General features: G+C 72.9%; 26 protein-coding genes, 1 tRNA gene and 1 pseudogene. 18 read left to right on the forward strand and 10 right to left on the reverse strand.

All coding sequences use genetic code 11. The features are described 5' to 3' along the window. The 3 genes and pseudogenes from HF526_RS35835 to HF526_RS28735 all read left to right on the forward strand — a co-directional run. Positions 1-248 (forward strand): DUF4244 domain-containing protein (locus HF526_RS35835; RefSeq protein ID WP_239029279.1); only part of this gene is annotated, 248 nt, incomplete at its 5' end. Continuing rightward, positions 248-601, forward strand: coding sequence for a TadE family type IV pilus minor pilin (locus tag HF526_RS28730; protein WP_169384715.1), 354 nt, complete (start codon positions 248-250; stop codon positions 599-601). The genes HF526_RS35835 and HF526_RS28730, both read left to right, overlap by 1 nt. After that, a pseudogene (locus HF526_RS28735) lies at positions 598-1011 on the forward strand (Rv3654c family TadE-like protein); the annotation flags it as partial. The gene HF526_RS28730 and the pseudogene HF526_RS28735, both read left to right, overlap by 4 nt. A 495-nt stretch (positions 1012-1506) precedes the next feature. Here the strand turns inward: HF526_RS28735 and HF526_RS28740 are convergent. Both HF526_RS28740 and HF526_RS28745 read right to left on the reverse strand, forming a co-directional pair. Next, positions 1507-3837 (reverse strand): DEAD/DEAH box helicase, encoded by a 2331-nt coding sequence (locus tag HF526_RS28740; RefSeq protein WP_169384743.1) that lies wholly within the window; start codon positions 3835-3837, stop codon positions 1507-1509. Between the two features lie 163 nt (positions 3838-4000). After that, positions 4001-4966, reverse strand: coding sequence for a hypothetical protein (locus HF526_RS28745; RefSeq protein WP_169384716.1), 966 nt, complete (start codon positions 4964-4966; stop codon positions 4001-4003). Positions 4967-5224: 258 nt separating this feature from the next. Here HF526_RS28745 and HF526_RS28750 point away from each other — a divergent pair, with 258 nt between their 5' ends. The 6 genes from HF526_RS28750 to topA all read left to right on the forward strand — a co-directional run bounded on the left by HF526_RS28750 (position 5225) and on the right by topA (position 13304). Beyond that, complete coding sequence (locus tag HF526_RS28750) at positions 5225-7528, forward strand: sodium-translocating pyrophosphatase (protein ID WP_169384717.1); 2304 nt, start codon at positions 5225-5227, stop codon at positions 7526-7528. Positions 7529-7679: 151 nt separating this feature from the next. Further along, positions 7680-8219 (forward strand): hypothetical protein, encoded by a 540-nt coding sequence (locus tag HF526_RS28755; protein WP_169384718.1) that lies wholly within the window; start codon positions 7680-7682, stop codon positions 8217-8219. 80 nt (positions 8220-8299) lie between these two features. Further along, the gene (locus tag HF526_RS28760; protein WP_169384719.1) at positions 8300-8893 is read left to right on the forward strand and encodes a hypothetical protein; all 594 of its coding nucleotides are present in this window, start codon (positions 8300-8302) and stop codon (positions 8891-8893) included. Positions 8894-8987: 94 nt separating this feature from the next. Next, positions 8988-9584 carry a hypothetical protein gene (locus HF526_RS28765; protein ID WP_169384720.1) on the forward strand — a complete coding sequence of 199 codons (597 nt, stop codon included), beginning with the start codon at positions 8988-8990 and terminating at the stop codon, positions 9582-9584. Positions 9585-9654: 70 nt separating this feature from the next. Beyond that, positions 9655-10272, forward strand: a complete 618-nt coding sequence (locus tag HF526_RS28770; protein ID WP_169384721.1) for a hypothetical protein — start codon at positions 9655-9657, stop codon at positions 10270-10272. 350 nt (positions 10273-10622) lie between these two features. Then, positions 10623-13304, forward strand: a complete 2682-nt coding sequence (gene topA, locus HF526_RS28775; RefSeq protein ID WP_169384744.1) for a type I DNA topoisomerase — start codon at positions 10623-10625, stop codon at positions 13302-13304. Between the two features lie 49 nt (positions 13305-13353). Here the strand turns inward: topA and HF526_RS28780 are convergent, their stop codons facing one another. Next, entirely contained in the window at positions 13354-13824 is a 471-nt protein-coding gene (locus HF526_RS28780; protein ID WP_169384722.1) for a GatB/YqeY domain-containing protein, read from the reverse strand. Positions 13825-13870: 46 nt separating this feature from the next. On the opposite strand from HF526_RS28780, the gene HF526_RS28785 reads away from it, so the two are divergent. Both HF526_RS28785 and HF526_RS28790 read left to right on the forward strand, forming a co-directional pair. Continuing rightward, positions 13871-14812, forward strand: a complete 942-nt coding sequence (locus HF526_RS28785; protein ID WP_338051826.1) for a metallophosphoesterase — start codon at positions 13871-13873, stop codon at positions 14810-14812. Between the two features lie 36 nt (positions 14813-14848). Then, positions 14849-14925: transfer RNA gene (locus HF526_RS28790), tRNA-Pro, on the forward strand. Positions 14926-14990: 65 nt separating this feature from the next. On the opposite strand, the gene HF526_RS35840 is transcribed toward HF526_RS28790, so the two are convergent. After that, the gene (locus HF526_RS35840) at positions 14991-15122 is read right to left on the reverse strand and encodes a transcriptional regulator (protein WP_239029280.1); all 132 of its coding nucleotides are present in this window, start codon (positions 15120-15122) and stop codon (positions 14991-14993) included. Between the two features lie 435 nt (positions 15123-15557). Here HF526_RS35840 and HF526_RS28800 point away from each other — a divergent pair, with 435 nt between their 5' ends. The 3 genes from HF526_RS28800 to HF526_RS28810 all read left to right on the forward strand — a co-directional run bounded on the left by HF526_RS28800 (position 15558) and on the right by HF526_RS28810 (position 16971). Next, positions 15558-16013, forward strand: a complete 456-nt coding sequence (locus HF526_RS28800; protein WP_169384724.1) for a VOC family protein — start codon at positions 15558-15560, stop codon at positions 16011-16013. Positions 16014-16378: 365 nt separating this feature from the next. Then, positions 16379-16504: a hypothetical protein gene (locus tag HF526_RS36615; RefSeq protein ID WP_275404242.1), complete on the forward strand. Its 126-nt coding sequence runs from the start codon at positions 16379-16381 to the stop codon at positions 16502-16504. 149 nt (positions 16505-16653) lie between these two features. Beyond that, positions 16654-16971, forward strand: a complete 318-nt coding sequence (locus HF526_RS28810; RefSeq protein ID WP_169384725.1) for an SDR family oxidoreductase — start codon at positions 16654-16656, stop codon at positions 16969-16971. Here HF526_RS28810 and HF526_RS34810 read toward each other — a convergent pair. Continuing rightward, on the reverse strand, positions 16938-17252 hold the full coding sequence (locus HF526_RS34810) for a hypothetical protein (RefSeq protein ID WP_211177956.1): 315 nt from the start codon (positions 17250-17252) through the stop codon (positions 16938-16940). The two genes, HF526_RS28810 and HF526_RS34810, sit on opposite strands and share 34 nt — an antisense overlap. A 186-nt stretch (positions 17253-17438) precedes the next feature. On the opposite strand from HF526_RS34810, the gene HF526_RS35845 reads away from it, so the two are divergent. Further along, entirely contained in the window at positions 17439-17603 is a 165-nt protein-coding gene (locus HF526_RS35845) for a DUF3761 domain-containing protein (protein ID WP_338051827.1), read from the forward strand. Positions 17604-17608: 5 nt separating this feature from the next. On the opposite strand, the gene HF526_RS28825 is transcribed toward HF526_RS35845, so the two are convergent. Both HF526_RS28825 and HF526_RS28830 read right to left on the reverse strand, forming a co-directional pair. After that, the gene (locus HF526_RS28825) at positions 17609-17887 is read right to left on the reverse strand and encodes a hypothetical protein (RefSeq protein WP_169384727.1); all 279 of its coding nucleotides are present in this window, start codon (positions 17885-17887) and stop codon (positions 17609-17611) included. A gap of 119 nt (positions 17888-18006) precedes the next feature. Continuing rightward, positions 18007-19179: an LLM class flavin-dependent oxidoreductase gene (locus HF526_RS28830; protein ID WP_169384728.1), complete on the reverse strand. Its 1173-nt coding sequence runs from the start codon at positions 19177-19179 to the stop codon at positions 18007-18009. Positions 19180-19319: 140 nt separating this feature from the next. Between HF526_RS28830 and HF526_RS28835 the strand changes: the two genes are divergently transcribed. Then, the gene (locus HF526_RS28835; protein WP_169384729.1) at positions 19320-19616 is read left to right on the forward strand and encodes a zinc-binding dehydrogenase; all 297 of its coding nucleotides are present in this window, start codon (positions 19320-19322) and stop codon (positions 19614-19616) included. Positions 19617-19874: 258 nt separating this feature from the next. Beyond that, positions 19875-20471, forward strand: a complete 597-nt coding sequence (locus HF526_RS28840) for a TetR/AcrR family transcriptional regulator (RefSeq protein WP_169384730.1) — start codon at positions 19875-19877, stop codon at positions 20469-20471. 1 nt (position 20472) lies between these two features. On the opposite strand, the gene HF526_RS28845 is transcribed toward HF526_RS28840, so the two are convergent. Continuing rightward, positions 20473-21273: an alpha/beta fold hydrolase gene (locus HF526_RS28845; protein WP_211177946.1), complete on the reverse strand. Its 801-nt coding sequence runs from the start codon at positions 21271-21273 to the stop codon at positions 20473-20475. A gap of 143 nt (positions 21274-21416) precedes the next feature. On the opposite strand from HF526_RS28845, the gene HF526_RS28850 reads away from it, so the two are divergent. Further along, on the forward strand, positions 21417-22352 hold the full coding sequence (locus tag HF526_RS28850) for a cation diffusion facilitator family transporter (RefSeq protein ID WP_338051828.1): 936 nt from the start codon (positions 21417-21419) through the stop codon (positions 22350-22352). Between the two features lie 3 nt (positions 22353-22355). Here HF526_RS28850 and HF526_RS28855 read toward each other — a convergent pair whose 3' ends face one another. Then, complete coding sequence (locus HF526_RS28855) at positions 22356-22685, reverse strand: YnfA family protein (protein WP_211177954.1); 330 nt, start codon at positions 22683-22685, stop codon at positions 22356-22358. Positions 22686-22692: 7 nt separating this feature from the next. Next, positions 22693-23955 (reverse strand): hypothetical protein, encoded by a 1263-nt coding sequence (locus HF526_RS28860; RefSeq protein WP_169384734.1) that lies wholly within the window; start codon positions 23953-23955, stop codon positions 22693-22695. Positions 23956-23957: the final 2 nt, after the last annotated feature.

The following is a 23957-nucleotide window of genomic DNA, read 5'->3' on the forward strand; positions in this document are numbered from 1 at the left end:
GTCCCACGACGCCCCCGGCCGCCGCCGCGGCCGGGCCACCCGAGGACGTGGTCCGGCCCGGCGCGCTCGCCCGGATCCGGGTGCAGCGGTTGCTGGCCGCCGATGAGGGAATGTCGACGGTCGAGTACGCGATCGGCACGATCGCCGCCGCCGCATTCGCCGCCGTCCTCTACACCGTCGTCAGCGGCGACTCGATCGTCACCGCCCTGACCGACCTCGTGCAGCGCGCGCTCTCGGTGACGTTCTGATGGACGACCGGGCCGATCGCGGCGCCGTGACGGTCGAGGCCGCTGTCGCGCTCGGCACCCTCGCCGTCGTGACGGTCGCCGCGCTCGGCTCGGTCGCCACCGTGGCGTCGTCCATCCGGTGCGTCGATGCGGCCCGTGAGCTGGCCCGGCTCGCCGCACGGGGGGAGCCGGACCGGGGTCGGTCGATCGCCGCCGAGCTCGCCCCGTCCACAGCGACGATCGAGCTGACCGTCTCCGGAGACGAGGTCACCGCGGTGGTGAACGCGGCGCCGATCGGCCTGCTGCCGCTGCGGGTGAGCGGCCGGGCGGTCGCGGTGCTCGAGCCCGGCGTCACCGGCGCGGTGCCGGGATGAACCGGCTGGGGCACGACCCGGGACGGCGGCCCCGCGGCCGCCCGGCGGGTGCCGTGACCAGCTCCGACGACGCCGGCACTGCCCGCACCCCGGACGATGCCGGGACGGCGACGGTCTGGGCCGCGTTCGCGGCGGCCGCCCTGCTCACCGTGGTGCTGATGGGGCTGGACCTGGGCGCGGCGGTGACCGGCCGGCATCGCGCGGAGGCCGCCGCCGACCTGGCGGCGCTGGCCGCCGCAGGGCAGGCCGCCCTCGGCGAGCAGATCGCGTGCGAGCGGGCCGGTCGGGTCGCCGACCGGATGGGCGGCTCGCTCGCCTGGTGTGCGCTGTCCGGCTGGGATGCGCTGGTCGAGGTGCACGTGTCGCGCCGGCTCACGCTGCTCGGCGACGCCTCCGCCTACGGTCGAGCGCGCGCCGGGCCGGCACCGAACGGCTCGGAGACCACACCGGAGGAACCCGCGAACCTCGAGTCGGCGATCGGCTCGGAGACGGGCTCGGTGGCGAATACCGCCGCTCGGGGGTCGACCGAGACCCCCGTTCGGGCCATGGCGGCGAGCGGTCGGCAACGGAAGGTGAACGGGCCCGGACCGCACACCGGACGTAGCCGCGGCGCTTCACCCGACAGTGGGCCATTCCTTCGCCTTCTGGACGGCGCTCGTCGTCGCGGCGGCACCGATCGGCGACAACGGCTGGCCTGCGGCGGCGATCACAGGCCTACTAGTAGGCGTTCGACGGGACCGGTGACGAGCCGCCCCGGAGATCACGAGCACGCTCCCCAGACTGCGGTGGGGCCGGAGCGCCTGATGACGCCGACCCCCCATTCGGCTCCACCGCATCCCGGCCGCCGCTGGCCGGTTCGGCCCCCGACGAGCCGGCCGGCGGCGGTCTCATCCCGGCACGTGGTCTCAGGTCTGCGGCGCGCGCAGCGCTGCCAGCACCACGTCCAGGACCCGAATCGCTCCGGCCTTGTCCAGCGGGGCATTCCCGTTTCCGCACTTCGGCGACTGCACGCACGATGGGCAGCCCGCCCGGCACTCGCAGTCGCGGATGGCCGACCGGGTGGCCGCGAGCCAGTCGCCGAGCACGCCGTGACCGCGCTCGGCGAGCCCCGCGCCACCGGGGTGGCCGTCGTGCACGAACACCGTCGGCATCCCGGTCTGCGGGTGCAGCGCCGTGGACAGCCCGCCGATGTCCCAGCGGTCGCAGATGGCGAACAGCGGCAGCAGCCCGATCGCCGCGTGCTCGGCCGCGTGCAGTGCCCCGGGGATGCGCGCGGTCCGGATCCCCGCCTCGGCGAGCGCCTGCTCGTCGACGGTGTACCAGACCGCCCGGGTGTCCAGGGTCTGCGCCGGCATGTCCAGCGGCACCGTCTCGAGCACCGCCCCGTCCGGGGCCCGTCGCTGGTAGGCCACCACCTGGCTGGTCACCCGCGTGTCACCGAAGCAGACCTGGACGGCACCGAGGTCCTGGTGGCTGCGGACGGCCACGATCTCCACGTCGGAGGTGGAGCGGGCGTCGGTCCGCCAGTCGGGAGCGTCGGCGCGGACCAGCGCCACCCCCACCTCGAGGTCCAGCGAGTCGACCACATAGCTCTCCCCGCGGTGCAGGTAGACCGCGCCGGGGTGGGCCGTCGCCGGCGCGGACGCGGCGTCCACCGTGCCGAGCATCCGGCCGGTCTCCGCCTCCACGAGCGCCACCTGGCCCAGCCCCGATCCACGGATGTCGACCGACGCGGCCGGCTGCTCCCGGGTCGACGGCCAGAACCAGCCCGCCGGGCGCCGGCGCAACACCCCGTCGTCGACCAACTCGTCGAGCACGGCGCCGGCGGGCTCTCCGCCGAACACCGTCTCGACGTCGCGCTCGGTCAGCGGCAGTTCGGCGGCGGCGCACACCAGGTGCGGCGCCAGCACATACGGGTTGGCCGGGTCGAGCACGCAACTCTCCACCGGCGCCCCGAGCAGCGCCCTCGGATGGTGCACCAGGTAGGTGTCCAGCGGGTCGTCCCGGGCCACCAGAACGACGAGCGCCTCGTCCCGCGCGCGTCCGGCCCGCCCGGCCTGCTGCCAGAACGACGCGCGGGTGCCGGGGAACCCGGCCACCACGACCGCGTCCAGCCCGGCGATGTCGACGCCGAGTTCGAGGGCGTTGGTGGTCGCCACCCCGAGCAGCTCACCACGGGCGAGGGCCGACTCCAGGGCGCGCCGCTCCTCGGGCAGGTAGCCGCCGCGGTAGGCCGCGATGCGCGCTACCAGCCCCGGGTCGACCTCGGCGACCGCGCGCTGCGCGCCGAGGGCGGTCACCTCCGCGCCCCGCCGGGACCGGACGAAGGCCAGCGTTCGGGCCCCCTCGATGACGAGGTCGGCCAGCATCCGGGCCGACTCGGCGCCTGCGGGGCGGCGCACCGGGGCGCCGTTCTCCCCGACCAGTTCGGGCAGCAGCGGGGGCTCCCACAGCGCGACCGTGCGGCCGGCGCTCGGCGACCCGTCCTCGGTGATCGCCACGACGTCGCGGCCGGTCAGCCTGCCGGCGAACGCGGCGGGCTCGGCCACCGTCGCCGAGGCGAGTACCAGGGTGGGCCGCGCGCCGTACCGCTCGGCGATCCGCAGCAGCCGGCGCAGCAGGAGCGCGACGTGGGACCCGAAGACTCCGCGGTAGGTGTGGCACTCGTCGAGCACGACGAAGCTCAGCCGGCGCAGGAAGGCGGCCCAGCGGCCGTGCCGCGGGAGCAGCGAGCGGTGCAGCATGTCCGGGTTGCTGAAGATCCAGCGCGCGTGGCGGCGCGCCCAGTCGCGCTCGTCGATCGGGGTGTCGCCGTCGAACGCCGCCGGCCGGACGCCCTCCAGTCCGAGCGCGGCGAGCGAACGCAGTTGGTCGGCCGCGAGGGCTTTGGTCGGCGACAGGTACAACGCGGTCGCCCGCGGGTCCTCGGCGAACCGGGAGAGCACGGGCAGCTGGTAGACCAGGGACTTCCCGGACGCGGTGCCCGTGGCCACGACGACGTCCCGGCCGCCGTGAGCCAGCTCGGCCCCGGAGGCCTGATGGCTCCACGGCGCCCGCACGCCGGCGCGGCACAGCGCGTCGACGACCGTGCCGGGCACCCAGTCCGGCCACGCCACCGGGTGCCCGGGCCGGGGCGGCAGCCGGATCGCGTGCCGCAGCGGTCCCTCGGCCGCACCGGGGAGGCCCTCCGGCCCACCGGCCGCCGCCGGGGCGTTCGCCTGCTCCCCGGGCAGCATCGTGTCCGGGTCCACCCCGGAACCGGCCAGCACCCGGCGCAACAGCAGCTCGCCTCGTCCGGCGACCGCCTGCGCCGATGGACTGGTCCGGGCGCCGGCGCTGTGGCCCGCTCCGTCCGTCGATCCGCGCACAACATTCGAGGTTGGCACATCGGGACGACAGCTAGTCGAGCACCCGCACGACCTCCGTCGCGATCCGGGTCAGCTCCGCCCGCGCGGCGGGCCAGCTGACGCCGCGCGGCTGACGGCTCAGCAGCACGACGAGATGATGTGCCCCGGCGCCCAGCATCCCCACGCTGTGCAGGTAGTACTGCCGGGACAAGCAGCACATCCAGCCCTGCTTGGCCACCGCGCCGGGGCCGCCGGCGCCGTCCACGGCCGGTGCCAGGAGCCCGAAGTCCTGGGCGAAGCCGTCCGCGGCCCGGGCGGGCGCCGCGCCCAGCGCCGAGAGCAGGAACTCGCTGTCGGTGGGGTCCATCTCGTCGAGCACGTACTCCCACAGCCGGACGTGGTCCGCGGCGGACACGAGCATCTCGCCCCACTGGGAGGGGTCGGCCGGGTCGGCGGTGCCGGTCAGCTCCAACCGGTCGGTCAGCCGCCCGGCCGCATGCGCGCCGTCGAACCGGTTCCACAGCACGTTCATCGCGCTGTCGTCGCTGGGGCCGAGTGCCCGCCGGAACAGCGCCAGGTCGGCGTCGGTGACGGTCAGCCCCTCGAGCCGGTGCCGCTCCAGCACGTCGACCGCGACGACGAGCTTGGACAGCGACGCGGTGTAGAGCGCCTCGGTGCCGTTGGTGCCGGTGGCGAGCTCTCCGGTATCCCGGTCGAGCACCGCTATCGCGAGGTGTGTGGTCGAGACGGCGACGGCCTCGGCGGCACGTACGGCCGCCTGCGGCAGGCCCGTCACCGCGGGCGCCGCCGGCACCCACTGCGCCGTCTGGTCGCCATCCGGGTCATCGCCGGCCGGGTCGGCGGGATCCGCCTCGAGTCGTGAGCCGGTCGGCCGGCCCGCCGGGCCGGCCCACGCCGAGGCCTGCGCACCGGCCGTGTCGCCGTCACCGGCTGTGGCCGACAGCGGCGCGACCAGCAGAAGCGCTGAGACACATACGACACCCGAGAGACTCGTCACTCGCTGCCGTCGCCCGATTGTCACGACCTGATTACGGAGAATGGATCGTCCGAGTTCAATAGGCTTGAGGCCAATGGCCGATTTGTGATCTGATCGTTACTCGCCGAATCGGACCGCTGTCGATGCCGCGAAAATCACACCGCACTTCTAGACTGCACTCGCCCCGACCTGGTCTACCAGCGGTGACGGGCGCGCACGTTGACGCCAGGGTTGTCGTCAGCTCTCTGGCGAAGTAGTTCCACTGAACCAGGAGGACGGATGTCCGTGTCCACCCTCGCGCAGGGCCTCGAGCTCGCCGCGAGTGACCGCGTCGTCGTCGGCGTGGTCGCGGTGGTCGCGCTCGCCGCCCTGGCCGTCGGCTATCTCTTACTGCGGGAGGTGCTGGCCGCCGGCCAGGGCACCCCGAAGATGCAGGAGATCGGCCGAGCGGTCCAGGAAGGCGCCGCGGCGTACCTCAATCGCCAGTTCCGCACGCTCAGCATCTTCGTCGTCATCGTGTTCGTCCTGTTGTTCGCGCTCCCCGCGGACGATCTGAGCGAGCGCATCGGGCGGTCCATCTTCTTCGTCATCGGCGCGGTCTTCTCCGCGACGATCGGCTACACGGGCATGTGGCTGGCCACCCGGGCCAACATCCGGGTCGCCGCGGCCGCACGCGAGTCGGGCGGCCGGGACAAGGCCACCAGGATCGCGTTCCGCACCGGTGGCGTGGTGGGCATGTTCACCGTCGGCCTCGGCCTCTTCGGCGCCGCAGTGGTCGTGCTCGTCTACGCCGGCCAGGCCCCGAGGGTGCTGGAGGGCTTCGGCTTCGGCGCCGCGCTGCTCGCGATGTTCATGCGGGTCGGGGGCGGCATCTTCACCAAGGCCGCCGACGTGGGCGCCGACCTGGTCGGCAAGGTCGAGCAGGGCATCCCCGAGGACGACCCGCGCAACGCCGCGACGATCGCCGACAACGTGGGCGACAACGTCGGCGACTGCGCCGGTATGGCCGCCGACCTGTTCGAGTCCTACTCCGTCATGCTGGTCGCGGCGCTGATCCTGGGCACCGCGGCGTTCGGCCTGCAGGGCCTGATGTTCCCGCTGATCGTGCCGGCCATCGGCGTGATCACCGCGGTGATCGGCGTGTACATCACCAGGAGCCGCCCCGGCGAGAACACGCTGCGGGCGATCAACCGCAGCTTCTACATCTCGGCGGTCATCTCCGGCGTGCTCTGCGTGATCGCGGCGTTCGTCTACCTGCCGAACAGCTTCGGCGCGCTGCTCAACCCGACCGACACCAGCGTCCGCACGCTGGCAGCCGATCCGCGGATCATCGCCTCGGTGGCCGTGATCATCGGCATCGTGCTGGCCGGGATCATCCTGAAGCTGACCGGATACTTCACCGGCACCGAGGACAAGCCGGTCAAGACGGTCGGCGAGGCCTCGCTGACCGGCTCCGCGACGGTCGTCCTGGCCGGTATCTCGATCGGCTTCGAGTCGGCCGTCTACACCGCGATCGTCATCAGCGCCGCGGTGTACGGCGCGTTCCTGCTCTCCAGCTCGATCACCGTGGCGCTGTTCGCGGTCGCGCTGGCCGGCACCGGCCTGCTGACCACGGTCGGCGTCATCGTCGCCATGGACACCTTCGGCCCGGTCAGCGACAACGCCCAGGGCATCGCCGAGATGTCCGGGGACGTCCAGGGCGAGGGCGTCGACATCCTCACCGAGCTCGACGCGGTCGGGAACACCACCAAGGCCATCACCAAGGGCATCGCGATCGCCACCGCGGTGCTCGCCGCGACCGCGCTGTTCGGCTCCTACCGCGACGCGTTCACCCAGGCACTGGCCAAGGCCGGGGTGGCGCTGCAGGACGCGGGCCGCGGATTCACCACAGAGGTGTTCGCTCCGAACACCCTGGTCGGCGTGATCATCGGCGCCTCGGTCGTGTTCATGTTCTCCGGGCTGGCGATCAACGCCGTGACCCGGGCCGCCGGGGCCATCGTGTTCGAGGTGCGCCGGCAGTTCCGCGACCACCCCGGGATCATGCAGGGCACCGAGCGGCCGGAGTACGGCCGCGTGGTCGACATCTGCACGAAGGACTCGCTGCGCGAACTGGCCACCCCGGGCCTGCTCGCCATCATGGCCCCGATCGCGGTCGGCTTCGGTCTCGGCATCGGCCCGCTGGCCGGCTACCTGGCCGGCGCGATCGCCACCGGCACCCTGATGGCCATCTTCCTGGCCAACTCCGGTGGCGCCTGGGACAACGCCAAGAAACTGGTCGAGGACGGCCACCACGGCGGCAAGGGCTCGCCCGCGCACGAGGCGACGATCATCGGCGACACCGTCGGTGACCCGTTCAAGGACACCGCCGGCCCGGCCATCAACCCGCTGATCAAGGTGATGAACCTGGTCTCGGTGCTGATCGCCCCGGCCGTCGTGGCCTTCTCCGTCGGCAGTTCGGCTTCCGCGCCGGTCCGGATCGTCATCGCCGTGGTGGCGGTCGCGGTCATCGTGGTGGCGGTCGTCGTCTCGAAGCGGCGCTCCACGGCCATCACCGGCGCCCCCGTGGAGAAGGCGGTCGGCTGACCGGCCGCATCCCACGGCGCACGTTCGGAGGCCGCTCGCCCCCCAGGGGCGGGCGGCCTCCGGCATTCGGAGCAATTCCAGTAGGGTCCGCTGGCTCGACGCGCCCGGGGGAGTCGCGCCCGGAGGTACTGCCGCGACACCGGAGGAACAGATGCGGACTGCCAGGTCTGTCGGCGCCCTCGGCGCGACACTCGCGGTGCTGGTCGCCGCCGGGTGCGGCAGTGGGGACGCGCAGGCGCTCGCCTGGTCGGACAAGGTCTGCGGTGCGATGGTCTCCTTCCGGGACGCCGTCTCCGTCCGCCCGAACATCGACGCCGGGGACCCGGCCGCGGCCGCGAAGGGGCTCAGCGAGTTCACCGGCAACGCCGTCTCCGCCGCGCAGGGCACCATCGCCGACCTCAACGCCGCCGGGGCCGCACCGGTGAGCGGCGGCGACGCCGTCGTCACGACGCTCAAGCAGCGCATGACCGTCATCCAGACGACGTTCGCCACGGCGAAATCGCACATCGACGCCGTCGACGTCACCGACGCCACGGCCGCCCAGGCGTCGCTGCGGGCCGCCGTGGCCCCGCTGCAGAACCTCACGAACCTGCCCGACCCGGCCGCCGACCTCGAGGTCAACCCCCACCTGCGCGACGCCGTGGACGCGGCACCGAACTGCCAGAAACTCCGGCAGCGCAGCGGCGGCTGACCCGGCCACGATCCGGCGAACCCTCGCCCACTGCGCACGCGACCCCGGCAGACTGATGCCCCATCGAACTGGAGCCGCCGATGCCCCGCACGTCCCGTCCCGCCCGCCTCGTCGCCGCTCTGGGCGCGTTGCTCGTCGCCGCGGGATGCGGGTCCTCGGTGGCCGGGACCCCGCAGCCGGCAGCCGCGCCGTCGGCCGGCGCCGCGGCGCCGGCCGACGCCGTGGCGTGGACCGACAAGGTGTGCGGGGCGGTCCTGCAGTTCGCCGACGCCGCCTCGGCCAAGCCGAACATCACCACCTCGGACCCCGCGGCGGCCGTGAAGGGCCTGTCCGACTACCTCGGCAGGGCGGGCACCGCCCTGCAGGGCTCGATCGACTCGCTGGGCCGGGTCGGACCGTCCCCGGTGCAGGGCGGGGACGTGATCGTCGCGAACCTCACGGACACCCTGACGAAGATCAAGACGTCGTTCGACACCGCCCGCACGAAGATCGACGAGGTGGACACCTCCGACCCGCAGGCCATGAGCACCGCCGTGCCGGCCGCGGTGGCCCCGCTGCAGGAGCTGTCCAAGCTGCCCAACCCGACGGCCGGCCTGGAGAACAACGCCGAGCTGAACCGGGCCGCCGAGCAGGCGCCGAACTGCCAGAAGGTGCGCGCCACGCCGACCGGGTGACCTCGCGTCACCCACACCGGTCGCGCGGCCCGCTACGGGCGGCAGGCAGACTGTCGGGCGTTCAGGTCCGTTCGTCCGAGCCGGAGGGCAGCGCATGTCTCGCACGACCCGCCTCGCCGTCGTCGCGGCCGCGCTGAGCACGGTGCTTCTCGGCGGCGGCTGCACGAGCGTCGTCACCGGCGTCCCCGCGGCCGATCCGGCGCCCGCGCCGACGGAGGGCCCGGGCAGCGACCCGGTGAAGTGGATGGACGGGGTGTGCACCTCGCTGCTCACCTTCACCCGTCCCGCCCTGAAGGAGCCCAACTTCGACGGCGCCGCCGATCTGCCGGCCATCAAGAAGGTACTCAGCGACTACCTGAACACGATCATCCTGGGCGTCCAGCAGAGCCGCGCGCAGCTGGGCGGGGTGGGCCGTTCGCCGGTGACCGGCGGCGACGAGACCGTGACCCGCATCAACGGGGTGTTGAGCCAGCTCGAGAAGGACATCGGGACGGCCAAGACGAAGGTGGACGCCGCCGACCCGAACAACCCCGCCGCCTTCCAGGCCGCGCTGACCGACGCGCAGGCCACCCTGCAGAAGATCACTGCGCCGGACGCGCTGGCCGATCTCGGGGCGCTGCCGCGGCTGGACAAGGCGGCGGTGAAGTCGGCGAGCTGCCAGCAGCTCCGGTCGCTCACGCCGGGCCGCTGATCCGGTGCGTCCGGCGATCCGCCCGGCGCGCCACTAGCCCGAGATCGAACGTGTGTTCTACCGTGCGCGCGTGGCCCAGCTCTCGCTGTTCTCCGCGGAGGCGCGTCCGGTGCGGCTCGCCGACCTGGCCGGGCTGCTCTGCGGTCCCGGACAGATCGCGCGCTTCGGGACCGGGGAGACCGCCCGGCTGAGCATCGTCCTCCCGGACGCCGACCGGGCACCCGCGGTGCGCGCCGCGGCCGCCGCGACCGGGATCCGCCTGGAGCCCGCGGCCGCCGAGGACGGGGCACCCACGCTACGCACCGCGTTCCGCTGCGACCTGGTGGGGCTCGCGCAGCTGTGGACCCGCGGGGCGACGAAGGCGGTGCCCGAGCACTTCCAGCTCGACGGGCCGCTGCTGCGGCTGTGGGCGCTCGCCGCCGGCCGGGCCGACGAGCGTGGCGGCTACCTGCTTCTCCTCGACCCGGACGTGCCCGGGACCCACCAGCCGCTGGTCGCCGCGGCCACGCGAGCCGGGATCTCGCCGGCACGGGTGGGCCCGGCGGACCGGGAATGGGAGCTGGGGGGTCCGGCGTTGCGGATCAGCGGGGCCCGGCGGATGCAGCGGCTCGTGGAGCTGGTGGGTCCCCCACCCGAACGGGTACCCGCCGCGGCGTGGCCGCGGTACTGGGGCCGGAACGGTGCTTGACGGGCTGGTTACGCTCCCGCTCGTCGTATCCGCTGGCGGACATGACGGATGCAACACCCCGGGTGAGTGTGCGAACGTGAGGGCCAGACCCCGCGGTACAGGGATACTGGCGAGCCCGCCCCCGGACGGGTAATGGGTGACTCAACGGGTCGAGTCCTATGCGCAAACTGTGCAGTGGACCTGGCCCACGGGCGTGCCGCGATCGGCGGCACTCCCGGCGACGATGGAGTAGGACCAAGGTGGCAACCCGAACGACGAGTTCGAGCACCGGCACCCGCACCAAGGCGGGCGGCAGCCGTCGCAACGGCACGCCCACCTCGACGGAGGCCGGGCGTCCGACGCGACGGCTCGTGATCGTCGAATCGCCGACGAAGGCGAAGAAGATCGCGCCCTACCTGGGCAAGGACTACGTGGTCGAGTCCTCGGTCGGGCACATCCGCGATCTCCCGCGCGGCGCGGCCGACGTGCCCGCCAAGTACAAGGGCGAGTCCTGGGCCCGGCTCGGCGTGGACGTCGACAACCAGTTCAGCCCGCTCTACATCGTGACGCCGGAGAAGAAGGGCAAGGTCTCCGAGCTCAAGGACGCGTTGAAGTCGGTCGACGAGTTGCTGCTCGCGACGGACCCCGACCGCGAGGGCGAGGCCATCGCCTGGCACTTGCTCGACACCCTCAAGCCCAAGGTCCCGGTCCGCCGGATGGTCTTCCACGAGATCACCGAGCCCGCGATCCGGGCGGCCGCGGAGAACCTGCGCGACCTCGACCAGGACCTCGTCGACGCGCAGGAGACCCGGCGCATCCTCGACCGGCTCTACGGCTACGAGGTCTCCCCCGTGCTGTGGAAGAAGGTCATGCCGAAGCTGTCGGCGGGCCGGGTGCAGTCGGTGGCGACGCGGCTGATCGTGCAGCGCGAGCGCGAGCGGATGGCGTTCGTCTCCGCCGAGTACTGGGACATCGCCGCGACGCTCGACGCCGGCGCGGACGCGTCCCCCCGCCAGTTCGGTGCCCGGCTGGTCGCCGTCGACGGCGCCCGGGTCGCGACGGGTCGCGACTTCGGCCCCGACGGCCGGCTCAAGACCGACGCGCGGGCCCTCGACGAGGCGAGCGCGCGCCGGCTGGCCGAGGCCCTCGACGGCCGCGACCTGACCGTCGCCAGCGTCGAGTCGAAGCCGTACACGCGGCGGCCGTACGCGCCGTTCATGACCTCGACGTTGCAGCAGGAGGCCGGCCGCAAGCTGCGGTTCTCCGCGGAGCGGACGATGCGCACCGCGCAGCGGCTCTACGAGAACGGCTACATCACCTACATGCGCACCGACTCGACGACGCTGTCGGAGTCGGCGATCCAGGCGGCCCGGGCGCAGGCCCGCGAGCTGTACGGCGACGCCTACGTGGCGCCGTCCCCGCGGCAGTACACCCGCAAGGTGAAGAACGCCCAGGAGGCGCACGAGGCCATCAGGCCCGCGGGCGAGACGTTCCGGACCCCGGGCGAGATCGCCCGCGAGGTCGACGGCGACGACTTCCGGCTCTACGAGCTGATCTGGCAGCGCACCGTGGCCTCGCAGATGGCCGACGCGCGCGGCACCACGGTCAGCGTGCGCATCTCCGGTACCGCGGCCACCGGCGAGGACGTCACGTTCGCCGCCTCCGGCCGCACCATCAGCTTCCCGGGCTTCCTCAAGGCCTACGTCGAGACCGTCGACGACCAGACCGGCGGGGAGGCCGACGACGCGGAGTCACGGCTGCCCGAGCTGACCCAGGGCCAGGCCCTCACCGCGGTCGAGCTGAACCCCGACGGCCACTCGACGAACCCCCCGGCGCGCTACACCGAGCCGAGCCTGGTCAAGGCGCTCGAGGAGCTGGGCATCGGCCGGCCCTCGACCTACGCGTCGATCATCAAGACCATCCAGGACCGCGGCTACGTGTGGAAGAAGGGCTCCGCGCTGGTGCCGTCCTGGGTCGCGTTCTCGGTGGTGGGGCTGCTCGAGCACCACTTCGGCCGGCTGGTCGACTACGACTTCACCGCGGCCATGGAGGACGAGCTCGACGAGATCGCGGCGGGGTCGAACTCCCGCACCGACTGGCTCTCGGGGTTCTACTTCGGCGCCGACCAGGGCACGGAGGGCTCGGTGGCCCGCGCCGGTGGGCTGAAGAAGCTGGTCGGGGTGAACCTCGAGGAGATCGACGCCCGCGAGGTCAACTCCATCCCGTTGTTCGACGACGTCGTGGTCCGGGTCGGCCGCTACGGGCCCTACCTGGAGCGGATCGTCGACGGGCAGTCGCAGCGCGCGAATCTGCCCGACGACCTGCCGCCCGACGAGCTGACCGCGGAGATCGCCGAGCAGCTGTTCGCGGTTCCGGCGGAGGGCCGCGTCCTGGGCACCGACCCGGTGACCGGGCACGAGATCGTCGCCAAGGAGGGCCGCTACGGGCCCTACGTGACCGAGATCCTGCCCGAGCCCGCCGCGGAGGCCGCCCCTTCGACCAACGGCAACGGCACCCGGAAGAGGGCCGCCGCGAAGCCGAAGCCACGCACCGGGTCGCTGTTCAAGACCATGTCCGTGGATACCGTGACGCTGGAGGAGGCGCTGCGGCTGCTGTCGCTTCCGCGCCTGGTGGGCACCGACCCTGAGAGCGGTGAGGAGATCACCGCGCAGAACGGCCGGTACGGGCCCTACCTGAAGAAGGGCACCGACTCGCGCTCGCTGACCAGCGAGGAGCAGCTTTTCACGGTGAGCCTCGACGAGGCCCTGGAGATCTACAAGCAGCCGAAGCAGCGCGGCCGGCGTACCGCGGCGGCCACCCCGCCGCTGCGCGAGCTGGGGAACGACCCGGCGACCGGCAAGCCGATGGTGATCAAGGACGGCCGGTTCGGGCCGTACGTCACCGACGGCGAGACCAACGCCTCCCTGCGCAAGGGCGACAGCGTCGAGGAGATCACCGACGCGCGGGCCGCCGAGCTGCTCGCCGACCGGAGGGCCCGCGGAACCGCGCCGAAGAAGAAGGCGCCCGCCCGCAGGAAGGCGCAGGCGAAGTAGCTCGTGCGCGGTGAGTGGCGCGTGAGCACCACTCACCGCGCACGAGCGTTCAGCCCACCAGCAGGGCCTTCACCGCGGCGGCCACCCGGCCGCCGTCGGCGCGGCCGGCTGCGGCCGCGCTGGCCCGTTTCATGACCTGGCCCATCTGCCGCGGGCCGGGCTGCTCACCGAGCTCGGCGGCGGTCTCGGCCACGGCGGCGCGGGCCAGCTCGGCCAGCTCGTCGTCGGTGAGCTGGGCGGGCAGGTAGCGGGCGAGCACCTCACCCTCCGCGCGCTCCTGGGCGGCGAGCTCCTCGCGCCCGGCCGCGGCGAAGGCCTCGGCCGACTCGGCCCGCTTCTTCGCCTCCTTGGTGATGACCTTGAGCACCTCGGCGTCGTCCAGCTCGCGGGCCTCGGTGCCCGCCACCTCGGCGTTGCCTATGGCGGTCAGCGTCATGCGCAGGGTGCCCTTGACCAGCTCGTCGCGCGCCTTCATGGCCGCGGTCAGATCGGCGCGGAGCCGGTCCTTGAGTTCGCTCACGGATGTCAACGCTAGTCCACCTGGGTGGCCGACGTACCCTCCAGTCGTGAACAGCTGGGCTCGGTTCGTGTTGGGTGCGATCACGACAGGGGCGGCGACGATCGCGTATGCGGCCGGCGTCGAGCGGCGGCGCTGGACGCTGCGCGAGGCGACGCTGCCGGTGCTGGCACCGGGTACGCGGCCGCTGCGGATCCTGCAGGTCTCCGACCTGCACATGACGCCGGGTCAGGCCAGCAAGCAGCGCTGGGTGGCCGAGCTGGCCGCGCTGGAGCCCGACCTCGTCGTCAACACCGGGGACAACCTGGCCCACCAGCGGGCCGTGCCGAGCGTGCTCGCCGCGCTCGGCCCGCTGCTGGAGCGGCCCGGGCTGTTCGTGTTCGGCAGCAACGACTACTTCGCCCCGCAGCCGAAGAACCCGCTGCGCTACCTGCGTCCCACCGATCGCCGGATCCACGGCGAGCCGCTGCCCTGGCGTGACCTGCGCGCCGCGCTCGTCGAGCGGGGCTGGGCGGATGCGACGCACACCCGGGTCGCCCTCGAGATCGACGGGGTGCAGATCGCGGCCGCCGGGGTGGACGACCCGCACCTCGGACTCGACCGTTATGAGCGCGTCGCCGGCCGGCCCGCCGGCGCGCACGGGCTGCTGCTCGGCCTGACCCACTCCCCCGAGCCGCGGGTCCTCGACGCGTTCGCCGGCGACGGCTACGACCTCGTGATGGCCGGCCACACCCATGGCGGGCAGCTGCGGGTCCCCGGCGTCGGCGCGCTGGTCACGAACTGCGGCCTGGACCGCTCCCGGGCCCGCGGGGCGTCCCGCTGGGGCGCGCACACCTGGCTGCACGTCTCGGCCGGGCTGGGCACGTCGCCGTTCGCACCGGTGCGATTCGCCTGCCCTCCGGAGGCCAGTCTGCTGACCCTCGTGCCCCGCCCGGTGGCGTCCCGCGCGCAGAAGGTGACCCCCGCGTCGGCCGCCGTGGACGTCGGCTAGACTCTTCCTCGGCCGCCGGGAAGTACGGCAGGCCATCGGGGTGTGGCGCAGCTTGGTAGCGCGCTTCGTTCGGGACGAAGAGGTCGCAGGTTCAAATCCTGTCACCCCGACCACAAACGGCCAGGCCAGAGCATCGCAAGATGCTCCCGGACCTGGCCGTTCGTCGTTGTGGGGACGATCATCCGCAACGCCTCGACATGCCGAGGAATCGGTGCCGTCCCTCGTCGGTGGCCCGCACCGTGGTCCTGGGCGCCCGGCCGAGATACGTCCGCCGCTGCTCGATGTACCCGTCCTTGCGCAGCGTGTCCAACTGTTGGTGTCGGATCCGACAGCAGGCGGTCCAGTCCCGGTGTCCCGCCCGGCCGTGCGGATGTCATCGGCTCGCGCGCCGCTGGGACGCCGTGATGGGCAGTTGGGTCAGGGCGAACAGCGCGGTGAACGCGGCGCCGTAGAACACCCGGCCACGGTGTTCGGGTGGTCGCGCAGGCCGACTCCGGTGTGGACGGCCCCGGCGCGCGCAGGATGCGGTCGTAACCGCCGGCCGCGGCGGTGGGGTTCCCTGCCGCGGGCATCGGTAGCAGTGTGGGACAGCGGGCGGTATCGGCTGCCGGTGCGGACGTGTCCCCGGGGAGACGTGATGAACGCGCAGACGGCACCGAAGGTCGGGGGTGGCCGCGGCTGCGGGTGTCGGGAGGAGCCGCGACGCCGGCGTCAGTAGCGACCAGATGACCGTGAGGAGACACCGATGGTGGAGCGCAATGACCTCCCCGCGCCACAGCAGGGGCTGGTTCTGACGCATTTCCTGACCGTGCGCGACGTCGCGGTCTCGCGGAAGTTCTACGCGGACATCTTCGACGGGGAGGTTGTCCTGGCCGAAAACCCCGCGATCGTCCGGATCGCCAACAGCTGGATCATCATGAACCCCGGAGGCGGCCCCACTCCGGACAAACCCGAAATCACACTGACTCCTCCCGAGCCTGGGGATCCGGTGTCGGCATTCCTCAATGTTCGGGTGGCAGATATCGCTGCCTTCTACGCCGATGCCCGGGCGAGAGGGGCGCATTTCCTGACCGAACCGCTGGATCGCAAGGCCGAGCTGCGCTGCTACCTACGCGATCCGGACGGACATCTCATCGAGGTCGGGCAGGCCACCGGAATGCTGCACGGCGTCTTCGCCGACCGGCCCGCCGCTTCGAGCTGATCCGCTTCCCCCTGCGGCGGCAGGCGTAGGTGCGGCCGACGGCGCTACCGGGCGCGGACGGGTTTCCCCGGAGCCGTGAAAGCGCGACAGTCATCCCCTGAGGCAACCCAGGGAGGCCTCAGGGAGGTCGCGATGAGCCCGACGGATGTCCGGAGCAACGACGCGAGCGTCACGAACGTGGACATGAAACTCGAGGCGGTCGTCGTCCCCGTCTCGGATGTCGACCGCGCGAGGGAGTTCTACGGGCGCCTCGGGTGGAGGCTGGACGTCACGCCGCACGGCGTGGTCCGGTTCACGCCGCGCGGCTCCGGGCGCGCCGGGGCGGCGCGACGTCGTTCGGCTCCGCAACCGACCTGGCGAGCACGATGCGGCGCGCGTCGGCCGCCCACGGCAAGCACGAGAAGCGTATCGGCGAGGCGGACCCGAACTGGCCCGACTGGTACGCGGAGTACACGGTGAGCGAGCAGACCGGCGCCGAACCGCCCAAGTGAGGGAAGGCGGCGGGGGCTGTCCGACCCACCCGCCCGCGCACTGCTACCGGCCCCGCCGCACTCGCCCCGACCGGTCCGTGCGCGGCCGGTCCCCGCATCGCCCCGCACGCGCCGCCGGCGAGGTCCGACCCGCCGGAACACTGCTGTTCATGGGCGGCACCGGCCGAGGACGGGCCGGCCTCGGCTTGGTCCTCGCAGGGACCCTCACCGCGGCACTACCGACGCTCATCGCCAACCTCGCGCTCGAACTCACGCCCATCCAGGTCAACCTCATCGCCGCCGGCTTCGTCGGCACACCCCTGTCCGCGCGACTCCTCCGCGACGGCCTCGAACAGCTGCGCGCCACCCTGCCGATCAGGCGCGTCGTCGGACCGGCCGACATCGCCGCGCTGGCCATCCACCTCATGACGAACACGGCGCTCACCGGCGCGACCTACGACATCGACGGCGGCCAGCAGCTCATCTGAGCCTCGCCGCGGCCGTCTCGGGTGGCTCCCTCACGTCGCGGGAAGCGGGCGCCGGACCGTCTGTCCCCTCCGTGGAAGAGAGAGCGGTCGCCTGCGGCCCAGGCCTCGCGGAGCCCCGGCGTGCTCAGATCCCAGTCCGGGCGGATCTCGCTCGTCGCCGCGCGCAGGCCACGCCAGAGGTCGTCGACCGACGGCCGGCCCCGGAACCGGTAGCCGCTGTAGACACTGTGGATGACCAGTCCGAGCTTGAGGACGAGCGTGTGCTGCCTCATCGCGATCATCCCGGCGATCGTGTCCTTCCGACGGGTGCGCACGGGGACCGCCACCGATCACCGTCGGTCGGTCGCCACGCTGGTCATGGCGCCGGTGTTCCTCGTCGTGGCCGTCGCCGTCGCAGCGAGCACCCCCCGCCCGTTCCGGCCGGCAGCACACCCGCCGCAGCTGCGAGCCCCCTGCCGGCCACGGCCGTGAGCGCCCCTGCGGCCCCGGCACCGGCTCAGGTCCAGGCGGTTTCCTCGGTCCCGGCCGCGATCCAGGGGGCCACCGCGAGGTGCCAGGACGGGGAGTACAGCTCCAGCCGGCATCGCCAGGGCACGTGCTCGGGACACGGCGGCGTGGCGCAGTGGCTGTAGAACCCTCATTGCCGTTCCAGCTTCTCGGCGGCCACCGTCAGCTCCCGGATCGCCGCCCGGAGTAGCTCGAGCGCCGAGGCCTGCCCGCTACCGCCGTAGCGGATCTGCGCCTGCCCCGGCCCGAGGCCGCGGAGGACCACGTGGATCTCACCGACGGGGCCGGGCTGGCGCGCCCGGTTCTCCAGGTACGGACGCACCATCCGCTGCTGGTCGGGGGTGAGGCGGTCGAAGGCGGCCGGGTCCTCCGGGTCGAAGGAGAACCATCCGGATTCCGACTCGTCCATGGCGAACGCTCCCGTCATCGGCCCCCGCCAGGATTCCCCAGTGCGCCGGGGTGCAACAGCGCCGTCGACGACGAGGCCCCCCGACCGGCACGGCCGGGGGGCCTCGTGGAGCGTCGCGATCAGCCCTTGTCGGCGAGCTCCTTCTGGTAGCGCTCGGTCATCAGCTCGACGGCGGTGAGCTGGGTCGCGGCGTGCGCCTCGCGGGTGTCGGTGGCCCGCTTCTTGGCGGCCAGGGTCGATTCCGCCTGGCCCTGGAAGTTCGGGAACACCTGTTGCGCGATGAGTTCGTAGGAGCGCTTGGTGGCCTCCGGGTTGGCCCAGTCGTGGCCCATGAGCAGCATCGCACCGAAACCGCCGTTGGACTGGTCGACGAGCCGCTGCACCTGCGCCCGGGCGTCCTCGACGGTGCCGATGGCGCCGATCCCGGCCTCGTTGATGAAGTCGATCATCTCCTTGAGGTTGCCGCCCTCGACGGCCATCTGCGGGAACGCGGCGACCTTCTGGAAGTAGGTGAACCACTGCTCGATGCCGAACTCGACGTCGCGGTAGGCCTGCTCGCGGGTCTCTGCGATGTGCATGAGCCCGACCAGGCGCCAGCCGGACCGGTCCGGGGTAGGCCGGCCGTAGTGCGCCGCCCGCTCCTCGACGACGTTCCAGTGGTGGGCCAGCGCGTCGAAGCCGTCCTGGGTCAGGGTGGCACCGATGGACAGCAGCCCGGTGCCGTGCCGGCCGGCCAGTCGCGGCCCGGTGGGCGAGGCGACTGCCGCGACGGCGACGTCGAAGCACGGGTCGGTGTAGGGCCGCAGCTGCAGTTGGGCCTCGCGCAGCTCGTGGGTGCGGGTGGTCTGGGTGACCACCTCGCCGCGGAGCAGCCGCATGATGATGTCGAGATTGACGTCCAGCAACTCGCGCGTGTCGGTGGGGTTCAACCCGATCATCGCCGAATCGGTGGGCAGCGAGCCGGGCCCGACACCGAGCATCGAGCGGCCCCGGGTCAGGTGATCGAGCATGACCATGCGGTCGGCCACCCACAACGGGTTGTGGTAGGCGATCGAGGTGACGCCGGTGCCCAGCTTGATGTGGCGGGTGCGCTCGGCGGCGGCCGCGATGAAGATCTCCGGCGAGGCGATGATCTCGCTGCCGGCCGAGTGGTGCTCGCCGATCCAGGCCTCGTCGTAGCCGAGCCGGTCCAGGTGCTCGACCAGCTCGAGATCGCGCTGCAGGGCCAGGGTGGGGTTCTGACCCGCAGCGTGGAACGGGGCGAGGAAGGTGCCGAACCGCAGTCTGCTCACGTAAAAGCTCCTCGATCGTCGTCGATCTCCGTCAGCGGGCGGCACGGGCGGCCCCGGCACCCGCAGGCATGAGCCAGATCATGACGTGAGCCACGCCACCCCGACTGTGCGGAAAGTTGACACTCGGCCGGATCGCGCCGATGGCGGTGCCTCGCCGGCTCGCCCGGTGCACCCTCGGAGCCTGGTCAGGGCGCTCTCGGCGAGCAGGGCGGTGGGGGCAACGATCGGGCGACCCGGCTCACGGTCCAGCCGTCGATGCGGTCCTCGCCGCGACCGGCGGAGCCGGGGTCGACGTCGCGGCCGACTTCGCGGGCCCCGACACGATCGCGCAGGCCGTCGAGTGCCTGCGGATCGGCGGCCGCGCCGTCGTCTGCGGGCCGGGCGCGGAGCCGATCAGCGTGCTGCCGCCCACGGTGTTCATCCGCGAGGAGCTGTAGTTGATGGCCGGCTACGGGCTCGGCATCGAGACCGTGCGGCGCGCGCTGACGCGGTCGCCGACGAGCGACTCGACGTCCGCGACTCGATCACCCACACGTTCGGCCTGGAGGAGGCCGACACCGCGCTGCGCACCCTGCACGAGAAGACCGGAGACCCGCAGCGCGTGCCGGTGGTACCGGGTGACGATCCTCCACAATGGACGCTTCGGCGGCATACGGGCGTCTGGGACGTCCGTACGGGCTGCCTAGGATGATCGAATGGGGCATCGCGAGGATCTGCTGGCCGGCGCCAAGGAGTGCTTGCACGACAAGGGGTACGGCCGGACCACGGCCCGCGACATCGTCGCCGCGTCCGGTACCAACCTCGCGTCGATCGGATACCACTTCGGATCCAAGGATGCGCTGCTCAACCAGGCCCTGATCCAGCTGACGGCCGAGTGCGGCGACGCGCTCGAGCACGCCCTCGGCGACGCCGATCCCGACGCAGGCCCGATGGAGCGGTTCGAGCAGACCTGGACGCGGGTCATCGAGCTGGTGGCGACGAACCCGCGACTGACGACGGCCACCGTGGAGAGCCTCGCCCAGGCCGGCCGGGTGCCCGAGATCCGCGCGGTCCTCGCTGCTGCCCAGGACACCGCCCGCGAGGACCTCGCACTGATGTTCCACGCGATCTCCGACGACGACGACGGGGCCGACGGGGCCGACGACCGGACGCGGGTCCTCGGCGCCTTCTACCAGGCCCTGCTCACCGGTGTGATGGTGCAGTGGCTCGTCGAGCCCAAGACCGCACTGTCCGGCCGGGACGTGGCCGACGCGCTGCGCGCGATCATCGCGGCCGGGGAGCTGCGAAGCTGACTCAGCGCAGCGGGTGCCGGGCCAGGAAGTCCAGCACGGCCGCGGTGGCCTCGGCCTCGAACTCGAACTGATAGCCGTGCCCGGCGCCGGGCAGCATCCGGAGCTCGGCCCCGGGGATGCGCTCGGCGAGCAGCTCGGCGTTGCCCGGCACGTTGAGCACATCGGCGCCGCCGTGCAGCACCAGCGTGGGACAGCTGATCCGCGGCAGGTCCGCCCACGAGTCGTGCCCCTCGCTCGCGCCGTAGTGCAGCCGCCGGGCCGCCGCGGAGAGCGGGTTGTCGACGAACAGCCTGCGCACCAGGTCCTGATGTGCTGCTGCCCAGTCCGCGGAGAAGAACAGCGGACCCCACTTGTCCAGGGCCTCCTGCTCGTCGCGTGGCCGGCGGACGAAGCGCGCGGTCACCGCCGCCGGGCGGGCCACCCCGTGGGCGCTGCCGGGCGTCGTCCCGCCGAGCACCAGGGCACCGAGGCGGTCGCCGTGGTCGATGCCCAGCCACTGCGCGATCCGCCCGCCCATCGAGTGCCCGTAGGCGTGCACCCGCTCGACCCCGAGGTGGTCGAGCACCGCAACGGCGTCGGCGGCCATGCCCCGGGTCGTGTACGGCGGCTCGTGTGGCTCGTCGCTGCGCCCGGTGCCCCGGTTGTCGAAAGAGATCACCCGGTGCGTCTGCGCGAACCCCTCCCGGATCGGGTCCCAGAACCCGTGATCCAGGCCCTGACCACTGATCAGTAGCAGCGGCTCACCCTCCCCGATCTCCTCGAAGTACAGGCGGGTGCCGTCGGCGGCCGCAGCGATGGGCACGGGCGGGCTCCAGGATTCGGCGAGCAGGGCGTACCGAGTCTGGCATCCGGCACGTGCCCGACCGGCCCGGGTCTGATCGACTGTCGGTGGTCGGCCCCGACTCCCCATTGCATTCATGCGTATATCTGCATACATTGATGCACGTGGGTGCGGGACACGGTCACGGTCACGGTCATGGGCACGGCAGCCCGGTCGAGGGCAGCGCGTCGGGGCGTCATGTCCGGTGGCTGTGGATCTCGCTGGCCGTCCTGGCCGCTTTCCTCGTGCTCGAGGTCGTGGTCGGGCTGGCCACCTCCTCGCTCGCGCTGCTGTCCGACGCCGGCCACATGTTCACCGACGTGCTCGGGATGGGCATGGCGCTCGCCGCGATCACGGCGGCACGCCGGTCCGCGGCCTCGGACCAGCGCACCTTCGGCCTCTACCGCGCCGAGGTGCTGGCCGCGCTGGCCAACGCCGTACTGCTGTTCGGGGTGGCCGCGTGGGTGCTCGTCGAGGCGGTGCAGCGGTTCGGCGAACCACCCGCGATCCCCGGGCTTCCCCTGATGATCACCGCAGCGGCCGGGCTCGGCGCGAATCTCGTCGTGTTCAGCCTGCTCCGCCAGGGCGCGAAGGAGAGTCTGAACATCCGCGGCGCCTACCTGGAGGTGCTGGCCGACACCCTGGGCTCGGTCGGCGTGCTGCTGGCCGGCGCCGTCATGCTGCTGTTCGGCTGGAGCTGGGCCGACCCGGTGGTCGCCGTCGCGATCGGTCTGTTCGTGCTGCCCCGGACCTGGCAGCTGGGCCGGCAGGCGGTGCGCATCCTGGTCCAGGCGGCGCCGGCGCACGTCGACGTCGCGGCGATCCGTGCCGAGCTGGGCGAGCTTCCCGGCGTCGAGGACGTGCACGACGTGCACGTGTGGACGCTGACCTCGGGCATGGAGGTCGGCTCGGCGCACCTGAGCATCGGCCCGGCGTGCGACCCCGCCGTCGTGCTGTCCTCGGCGCGCGAGCTGCTGGCCGAGCGGCACGGGATGGCGCACTTCACCGTGCAGGTGGAGCCGCCGGGGGCGCGCACGTTGTGCTCCGAACTGAGCTGGTAGTCGCTAACCGCGCGGCGCATACATGATGACCACGACGCCGAGCAGGCAGATCACGGCGCCGAGATAGTCGTAGCGGTCGGGGCGGAACCCGTCGACGACGACCCCCCAGGCCAGCGACCCGGCCACGAACACCCCGCCGTACGCCGCGAGGATGCGGCCGAAGTGGGGGTCCGGCTGCAGCGTGGCGACGAACCCGTAGGCACCCAGGGCGATCACCCCGGCGCCGATCCACAACAGCCCGCGGTGCTCGCGCACGCCCTGCCAGACCAGCCACGCGCCGCCGATCTCCGCGACCGCGGCAAGCACGAACAGCAGCATCGAGCGCGCGAGCATCACCGCGTCAGGAGATCACGAGCAGGAACAACCCGACCATGGTGTAGGCCACCATGAGCAGCACCAGCGGGATCTGGTCGGCCAGCCTGCGGTGCTCGGGCAGCAGGGCGACGCTGCGGTCGTGCGCGGCGACGACCGCGACCACGTGGCCGACCAGGATCGCGCCGATCTGAATTCCCGCGACCAGCCCCGGAGCCGGGACCGCGGTGACCGGGCCGAGCGCCGCCCCGAAGAACTGGGACACCCCGCGCGGGCCCTCGATCAGCAGCAACGTCGCGTAGTGCGCGATCGTGTAGCCCGCCGCGATCGGCACCAGCGTGCTGGCCAGCTCGCCGGCGAGTTTCCCGGTGGCCGCCTGGTACACCGCCCCGACCAGCAGCATCAGTCCGGCCAGCACCACCGAGTCCAGCAGCACCGCAGGCACCGGAGCGGACTGCCGGACCGTCGACCAGCCCACCCAGCCCGACACCCCGTCGAACACCGTCGAGCCCCACCACACGGCCAGCAGCGCGACGAGACCGGGCGCGACGCCGACGGCGGCGAGACCGCGCAGCGGGTTGCGCCGGCCCAGCCTGCCGCCGGAGCCCCGGCCGATCGGGGCGAGGGACCCGGCGAGCGCCGAGTAGACCTCGAAGGCGTCGGCCCGGCCGAACCAGCCGGCGCCGAACCGGACCGCGGCCCCGGTGTGGACGACCCCGTAGAGCAGCAGGAACGTCGCGACGACCGCCGGGACGTCGCGGGCGGGCGCCACCAGTTCCAGCCAGGTGAAGACGGCCAGCCCGGCCGCCGCGGGCCGGTAGCCGAGCCGCCCGGGCAGCGGCCGGACACCCTCGGGCGGCACCCGCAGCGCGGCGGCGACCAGCCGGTGCAACACCCGCAGCGGGTTGAGCACCCGCCAGACCGGCCCGAACAGCAACGACGCCGGGATCAGCCCGACCCAGAGCAGCACGTAGAGCGCGCGCGGCGCCGGGTTGACGCGCGGGTCCTGCGGGCCCAGGAACCCGACGGCGACGACGCCGGCGGCGACCAGCAGCGTCAGCGCCTGCACGGTGGTGCGCAGCACGGGCGCGTCGAGCAGACCCGCGAGCGGCGCGGCCGGCGTTCGGCCCCGGACGGGCCCGTCGAAGCGGGGGTGCCGCCACAGCAGGGCGACGGCCAGGAACGAGACGAGGACGACGACACCGCCGGTCTGCAGGACCAGCTCGGCGTCGAGCGGGAGGCCCTGGACACTGCCGATCCCGTGCGCGAGGACCAGCCCGCCGTCCCGCATGC

This window comes from Pseudonocardia acidicola, assembly GCF_012911935.1.
Taxonomy (GTDB): Bacteria; Actinomycetota; Actinomycetes; order Mycobacteriales; family Pseudonocardiaceae; genus Pseudonocardia; species Pseudonocardia acidicola.

Excerpts from the sequence above, each read along its gene's own strand:
- HF526_RS28840 (WP_169384730.1), top strand. The coding sequence starts at position 19,875 with ATGGGGCATCGCGAGGATCTGCTGGCCGGCGCCAAGGAGTGCTTGCAC.
- HF526_RS28760 (WP_169384719.1), top strand. The coding sequence starts at position 8,300 with ATGCCCCGCACGTCCCGTCCCGCCCGCCTCGTCGCCGCTCTGGGCGCG.
- HF526_RS28755 (WP_169384718.1), top strand. The coding sequence starts at position 7,680 with ATGCGGACTGCCAGGTCTGTCGGCGCCCTCGGCGCGACACTCGCGGTG.
- HF526_RS28855 (WP_211177954.1), bottom strand. The coding sequence starts at position 22,685 with ATGCTCGCGCGCTCGATGCTGCTGTTCGTGCTTGCCGCGGTCGCGGAG.
- HF526_RS28765 (WP_169384720.1), top strand. The coding sequence starts at position 8,988 with ATGTCTCGCACGACCCGCCTCGCCGTCGTCGCGGCCGCGCTGAGCACG.
- HF526_RS36615 (WP_275404242.1), top strand. The coding sequence starts at position 16,379 with ATGCGGCGCGCGTCGGCCGCCCACGGCAAGCACGAGAAGCGTATCGGC.
- HF526_RS28835 (WP_169384729.1), top strand. The coding sequence starts at position 19,320 with ATGGCGGTGCCTCGCCGGCTCGCCCGGTGCACCCTCGGAGCCTGGTCA.
- HF526_RS28825 (WP_169384727.1), bottom strand. The coding sequence starts at position 17,887 with ATGGACGAGTCGGAATCCGGATGGTTCTCCTTCGACCCGGAGGACCCG.
- HF526_RS28860 (WP_169384734.1), bottom strand. The coding sequence starts at position 23,955 with ATGCGGGACGGCGGGCTGGTCCTCGCGCACGGGATCGGCAGTGTCCAG.
- HF526_RS28730 (WP_169384715.1), top strand. The coding sequence starts at position 248 with ATGGACGACCGGGCCGATCGCGGCGCCGTGACGGTCGAGGCCGCTGTC.
- HF526_RS28740 (WP_169384743.1), bottom strand. The coding sequence starts at position 3,837 with ATGCTGCCCGGGGAGCAGGCGAACGCCCCGGCGGCGGCCGGTGGGCCG.
- HF526_RS28750 (WP_169384717.1), top strand. The coding sequence starts at position 5,225 with ATGTCCGTGTCCACCCTCGCGCAGGGCCTCGAGCTCGCCGCGAGTGAC.
- HF526_RS28810 (WP_169384725.1), top strand. The coding sequence starts at position 16,654 with ATGGGCGGCACCGGCCGAGGACGGGCCGGCCTCGGCTTGGTCCTCGCA.
- HF526_RS34810 (WP_211177956.1), bottom strand. The coding sequence starts at position 17,252 with ATGATCGCGATGAGGCAGCACACGCTCGTCCTCAAGCTCGGACTGGTC.
- HF526_RS28800 (WP_169384724.1), top strand. The coding sequence starts at position 15,558 with ATGGTGGAGCGCAATGACCTCCCCGCGCCACAGCAGGGGCTGGTTCTG.